Source organism: Daejeonella sp., from assembly GCF_049655485.1.
Lineage (GTDB): Bacteria > Bacteroidota > Bacteroidia > Sphingobacteriales > Sphingobacteriaceae > Daejeonella.
Genome location: NZ_JBASJU010000435.1, coordinates 1 through 5,434, shown reverse-complemented (window position 1 = coordinate 5,434; position 5,434 = coordinate 1). Strand labels below are relative to the sequence as shown.

The following is a 5,434-nucleotide window of genomic DNA, read 5'->3' as shown; positions in this document are numbered from 1 at the left end:
ACAGGCAAAATAATTTAGCCCTGAAATTAGAGCTGCAAAGGTACGAATATTTGTATGTTTTTTATCGGATGAATTAAATGAGGTGATGTGGCTCACTGACGTCTATGGTTGTGCCGAGGTCGGAAGTCGGAAGTCTGAGCAAGCGTACCTATTGGTTATCCTGGGCATTGAACTTCTGTATTCAAATACTATCAAAACATCGGACATTTCAAAGACACAAAAGTATAGGTGAGACTGATCGTACTGAACATGTACGTATCTCTTGGACGGAAATCACCTCTTTGTTGTCCCGGGCTTGCGCCGGAAATCGACCGATCGGAAAGGTCCTGAGTTATTGGGCTTGCAGGTGAAGTAAAATCAGGATACCTCCCACTAATATCATCCAGATAATCTGTAAATGCGGTGCGATAGCCTATGTCTCCTATAAGATTCCAATTACCTGTTATATTATATTTAACTCCTACTCCATAGGGGACGGAAATGGCATTTTTCTTATAATCTACCCCTTCAGTTTGGAGGGGGTGTAATTCTACTTCATCATTACCAAAGTCCGCAACCGGATTAAAAGCTACTCCAGCTACACCTGCGAACAGAAAAGGGCTAAACCTCCTTGAATTAAAGCCGGACATTCCGCCAGGCAGGTAATTGAAAAAATTAAATTCTAACTGAAGGGATAATTCCGAAAGATCGGTGCGGAAATGCAGATTCCGGTCGTTCTGATAAGCATTTGATGATTTTGCGTCATCACCCTGGATCTTGCCCTGCAAAAAAGCAACTTTTGCGGACCAGCGTCCGTTAAAATTACGCTTGGCTAGTGCACCGAAAACGGGGTCAGTAAATTTATAAGGTTTAATTGGATTGATATCGCCCATATAACCGGCTGCACCTGCAGTAACACCTACTTCCCATGTCTGGGATTGTGCAAAAAAGCCTGGTAAAGAGAAACAAATAATGAGGATTAGTCGGCGCATTAAAAGGATTTACTTAATAGTTTCTGGTATCTATTCCCCAAAGCAATTTGTTCCTTAACGTCGATAAATAGTTTTCATTATTCAGCCTGATTAAATTAATTCCGAAATCGGCCTTTCTAACCTTGATTTTAACAGAAGCGTCGATCACTTCCGTTCTTGAATCGCAGGTAACCAAATATTTTGAACTTCTGCCTTCGATTTCAAAGGAGAGGATATTATTATCCGATAAGACAATTGGCCGAACATTCAGGTTGTGCGGAGATATTGGAGTTACAACCATATTTCCTGAGCCAGGGAAAATAATCGGGCCGCCGCAGCTTAGTGAGTAAGCCGTAGAACCGGTGGGAGTTGCTACGATCAGGCCGTCTGCCCAGTACGAATTCAAAAAATCCCCGTTAAGGTAGGCATGTACGATCATCATTGCAGAGGTATCGCGCTTATGGATGGTAATGTCGTTAAGCGCGAAATTCTCGCTGCCAAAAAGGTTTGATTCTGACTCAAGCTGGATCTGCGCCCGCCTGTCAAGAGTAAACTCTTTATTGAGAAGGCTTTTTATGGCCGAATCGATATCGTTTTTATTTATACTTGCCAGAAAGCCAAGCCGGCCGAAATTAATCCCGATGACGGGAATATTGGAGTCACAAATCAAGGTAACGGTATCCAGTAAGGTACCATCGCCACCAAGGCTAATCACTACATCAACTTTTGCTGCGATCAGATCGTGATGGTTTTTGAATATCTGGAACTTTTTAGGAAAGAAAATTTTCCCTGATATGAAATGATTGTACTTGTCGAACACAAAAGCCTCTATTTCATACTTTGCCAGGCTGTCAAAAACCTGCTGAACATGAGGCAGAACAGTGTTATTAAAAGCCCTGCCGTAAATTGCAATCTTCATTCTGGTTTTTTAGATATCAAGGTAATTCATGAGCTGATTATACCTGTCGGATGTGCCATCATCCGATTTTGAGTCGTTAAATGTGGCTTTAACATTGTAATCATACCTTAAAAAAGAAGCTAATATGGATGATATATCTGTACGATTGAGCTTTAAAGTAATTTCAAGGCGGGTCGAATCGGGGAATGATTTCAGATATGAGCTAAGAATCTGAGCATTATCCGACTCCACAATCTGTGCGATATGTGATAAAGAATTATTTCGGTTAGTAATCTCAAGAACTATAATACTTCCGGGTTCTTTTACAGAAGTAATGGTAGCTACATGCTCCATCATGGTATTGATGGAAATAAGCCCTTTGTAATTTTTGTTTAAGTCGAGCACAGGTACAAGACTCAGTTTTTGTTCATAGAACAGGCGGATTACGTCATAAACGTGCTGGTCCTGAAATACGAAGGGACTATGAAGTGAGAGGCTTAACCCTCCAATCGGGAACGTAAGATCAGACGTCTCGATCAGATCTTCATCGGAAATTAAGCCCAGAAACTGCTGATCATTTACAATTGGCAAATGATTCACTCTGAATTCCGCCATCCGGTCCATAACCTTCTGTATTGAGTCAGAGGTCTTAACCGGTGGTATGGCATCAGATATGAGTTCATGTGCATACATAATATTAGTGTTTGTGTTTATCCAGAAATTGTTTTAGATAAACGTTAAACTCCCTGGGTTGCTCCATCATTGGAGCATGGCCACAATGATCAATCCAATATAATTCAGAATCAGGCAGCAGTTCATTAAATTCAATGGCTACTTCCGGAGGGGTAATCTTATCATCTTTTCCCCATATTAAACATACGGGAACTTTTATCTTATGGATGTCTTTCGACATATTATGTCTGATCGCAGATTTTGCCATCGCTAGTATCCGGATAACTTTAAAGCGGTCATTCACGATTTGGTACACTTCATCAACTAATTCCTTAGTCGCCGTAGCAGGATCATAAAAGGTATACTCTACTTTTTCTTTAATAAATTCGTAGCTTTCTCTCTTGGGAAAGGATCCTCCAAAAGCATTTTCATAAAGTCCGGAACTGCCGGTAAGCACCAGCGCTTTCACTTCATCCTGATGGCTTAGTGTATAGATTAATCCCACATGGCCGCCAAGGGAATTCCCCAGAACCGTTACGTTCTGCAGCTTCTGCTTTTTTACAAACTTATGTACATATTTTGCCAGGGTCTTTACCCCTGTGGTTAGAAGAGGAAGATCGTATAATGGAAGCAGGGGTATAATTACCCGATAATCCTTCTTGAATTCACTTACAACATCAGTCCAATTACTCAATGCCCCCATTAATCCATGCAGCAATAACAGGACTTCACCTTCGCCTTCGTCAATAAATTTAAACCCGTTTTCTTCTTTAATTGCGAACTCCATAGAATTTTAAGTGCGTATAGCGTGTTGCCTGCTAAGATATAAGTCTAATTGTTAAATTAGTATAAAAACTGATTTATATGCTTATAAATATAAGTTTTTGTAGCCGATAATTTGAACCGATCCGCCTGATCAGGCAAGTAGTTCTTTGACAAGCTCAGAAATAGTCTTGCCATCTGCTTTTCCAGCCAATTCTTTGTTAACCAATCCCATCACTTTGCCCATATCTTTCATGCTTTCCGCCCCTGAACGCGCAATTGCATCTTTAACGTAGACACTCACCTCGTCTCTGCTCATTTGCTTAGGAAGATAAGCTTCAATTACCTGCATTTCTTCCAATTCAATCTGGTAAAGGTCGTCCCTATTCTGCTGCTGATAGATCTCGGCGGATTCTTTCCTTTGTTTAACTAGTTTTTGCAGAACCTTTACTTCGGTTTCATCAGTCAAAACATCGGAAGCGCCTTTTTCTGATTTTGCAACCAGCAAAGCTGCTTTGATAGCTCTCAGGCCACGTAAGCGTGCCCCGTCCTTGCTCAGCATGGCGGATTTGATATCCTGATCAATATTTTCCTGAAGTGACATTTTATGGTTGGTATTTGGGTGATTGGTTAATTCTGCAAAACTACGGAATAAAATGAGTTGAGATGAATTTTCATGAATAACCGCATCAAAATAAAACGCAAAGCTGATTACACTGCCCAACCAGAAGATAAGCAAGCAACAATAGGAAGAAATAAACGCAAAGCACACAGACGAGAATTAGACTTCTCTCAACAAATGCGACGTATTAGCCTGTGCAGTCGGCATCACAATCATATCATTAATATTTACATGCGGTGGACGGGAAACGGCGAACCAGATCGCATCAGCAATGTCCTGTGCGTGGAGGGGCTCAAAACCGTCATATACTTTCTTTGCCCTCTCGGTATCGCCCTTGAAGCGAACCTCAGAAAACTCGGTTTCAACTGCGCCGGGGTGAATACCGGTAACTTTAATCTTATGTGGTAAAAGATCGATACGCATAGCCTTGTTCAGTGAATCGACGGCATACTTTGTTGCGCAGTAGACGTTTCCATTTAAATAGGTTTCTTTCCCGGCTATCGATCCCAGGTTTATAATATGGCCCGGCCCGTTTTGGATCATCCAGTTAGAAACAATTTTAGTTACATAGAGAAGGCCTTTAATATTGGTATCTATCATCACGTCCCAGTCTTCAGTATCGCCGGAATTTATAGGATCCAGTCCGCGGGAAAGTCCTGCATTGTTTACCAGCACATTTACTTTCTTCCAATCATCAGGCAAGATTTCCAGTTCCTTGACAGCCTCCTTATCCCGCACATCAATGACGAGCGTCTTTACTTCGATACCAAATTCGGAAGAGAGATTCTTAGAAAGTGATTCCAATCTATCTGCTCTTCGTGCAAGAAGAATAAGGTTATAATTCTGCTGAGCAAACAGGCGGGCACAGGCTTCGCCAATTCCGGCGGTTGCGCCTGTGATAAGGGCTATTTTTGACATGTTCGAAATTAAGGAAATAGTGGGAGGTGGCAAGGAACAAATTGAAGTGCCTGTCATTGCGAGCGCAGCGCGGCAAACTCCGGCTGTCTTTGCGAGCGGAGCGCGGCAAACTCTGGCTTTGTCTATTAGAGATTGCTTCGTCGTGCCTCCTCGCAAGGACAACCCGGCTCCCTATTCAAAAAACAAACTAAACTGAAAATTCCTTAAAAACATCTTATCAATGGGTGCGATATAAGGATTTTCTGATCTATCGCGATCCAGGAGTACGCTTTTAGTAGTTTGCGAGAATTTAATTTCCGGCGAGAGTTTAAACCATTCGAAGTAAATATCAAGGCCTAGTCCGGCTTCGTACCATAAGGCATTGGGAACGTTTTTAAGATATTTCTCAGATGCAACGGTAATACCGCTATCATCCTTTTTCGTAGCAGAAACAATATCTATTGAATACTTCGCTCCAGCGATCATGTAAGCACGATAATTATTCAGCCGGTTTGACTTTAATTTAATCCCTATAGGCAGATCGACAAAGGTGCCCTGTACTTTCCTTTCCACTGTATATGCAGGAGCATCATACTCGTAGATAGCGGAAATATCTGAAAAAACCAGACCGGG

6 protein-coding genes and 1 pseudogene are annotated in these 5,434 nt (G+C 41.7%); all 7 read right to left on the bottom strand.

What is annotated here, in order from left to right:
• Positions 1 to 191 precede the first annotated feature (191 nt).
• The gene (locus WBJ10_RS17455; protein WP_424292623.1) at positions 192 to 971 is read right to left on the bottom strand and encodes a DUF6089 family protein; all 780 of its coding nucleotides are present in this window, start codon (positions 969 to 971) and stop codon (positions 192 to 194) included.
• A 13-nt stretch (positions 972 to 984) separates the two neighbouring features.
• Positions 985 to 1,869: an NAD kinase gene (locus WBJ10_RS17450; protein WP_424292621.1), complete on the bottom strand. Its 885-nt coding sequence runs from the start codon at positions 1,867 to 1,869 to the stop codon at positions 985 to 987.
• Between the two features lie 9 nt (positions 1,870 to 1,878).
• The gene (locus WBJ10_RS17445) at positions 1,879 to 2,541 is read right to left on the bottom strand and encodes a CBS domain-containing protein (protein ID WP_424292619.1); all 663 of its coding nucleotides are present in this window, start codon (positions 2,539 to 2,541) and stop codon (positions 1,879 to 1,881) included.
• Positions 2,542 to 2,545: 4 nt separating this feature from the next.
• Positions 2,546 to 3,307: an alpha/beta fold hydrolase gene (locus WBJ10_RS17440; protein WP_424292617.1), complete on the bottom strand. Its 762-nt coding sequence runs from the start codon at positions 3,305 to 3,307 to the stop codon at positions 2,546 to 2,548.
• Positions 3,308 to 3,436: 129 nt separating this feature from the next.
• Positions 3,437 to 3,886, bottom strand: a complete 450-nt coding sequence (locus WBJ10_RS17435; RefSeq protein ID WP_424292615.1) for a GatB/YqeY domain-containing protein — start codon at positions 3,884 to 3,886, stop codon at positions 3,437 to 3,439.
• A 177-nt stretch (positions 3,887 to 4,063) separates the two neighbouring features.
• Positions 4,064 to 4,822, bottom strand: a complete 759-nt coding sequence (locus WBJ10_RS17430; RefSeq protein ID WP_424292613.1) for an SDR family NAD(P)-dependent oxidoreductase — start codon at positions 4,820 to 4,822, stop codon at positions 4,064 to 4,066.
• 171 nt (positions 4,823 to 4,993) lie between these two features.
• A pseudogene (locus tag WBJ10_RS17425) lies at positions 4,994 to 5,434 on the bottom strand (outer membrane beta-barrel protein); the annotation flags it as partial.

What these genes read in the sequence shown, in the direction of transcription:
- WBJ10_RS17445 (WP_424292619.1), bottom strand. Translation starts at nt 2,541, where the DNA reads ATGTATGCACATGAACTCATATCTGATGCCATACCACCGGTTAAGACC.
- WBJ10_RS17430 (WP_424292613.1), bottom strand. Translation starts at nt 4,822, where the DNA reads ATGTCAAAAATAGCCCTTATCACAGGCGCAACCGCCGGAATTGGCGAA.
- WBJ10_RS17435 (WP_424292615.1), bottom strand. Translation starts at nt 3,886, where the DNA reads ATGTCACTTCAGGAAAATATTGATCAGGATATCAAATCCGCCATGCTG.
- WBJ10_RS17440 (WP_424292617.1), bottom strand. Translation starts at nt 3,307, where the DNA reads ATGGAGTTCGCAATTAAAGAAGAAAACGGGTTTAAATTTATTGACGAA.
- WBJ10_RS17455 (WP_424292623.1), bottom strand. Translation starts at nt 971, where the DNA reads ATGCGCCGACTAATCCTCATTATTTGTTTCTCTTTACCAGGCTTTTTT.
- WBJ10_RS17450 (WP_424292621.1), bottom strand. Translation starts at nt 1,869, where the DNA reads ATGAAGATTGCAATTTACGGCAGGGCTTTTAATAACACTGTTCTGCCT.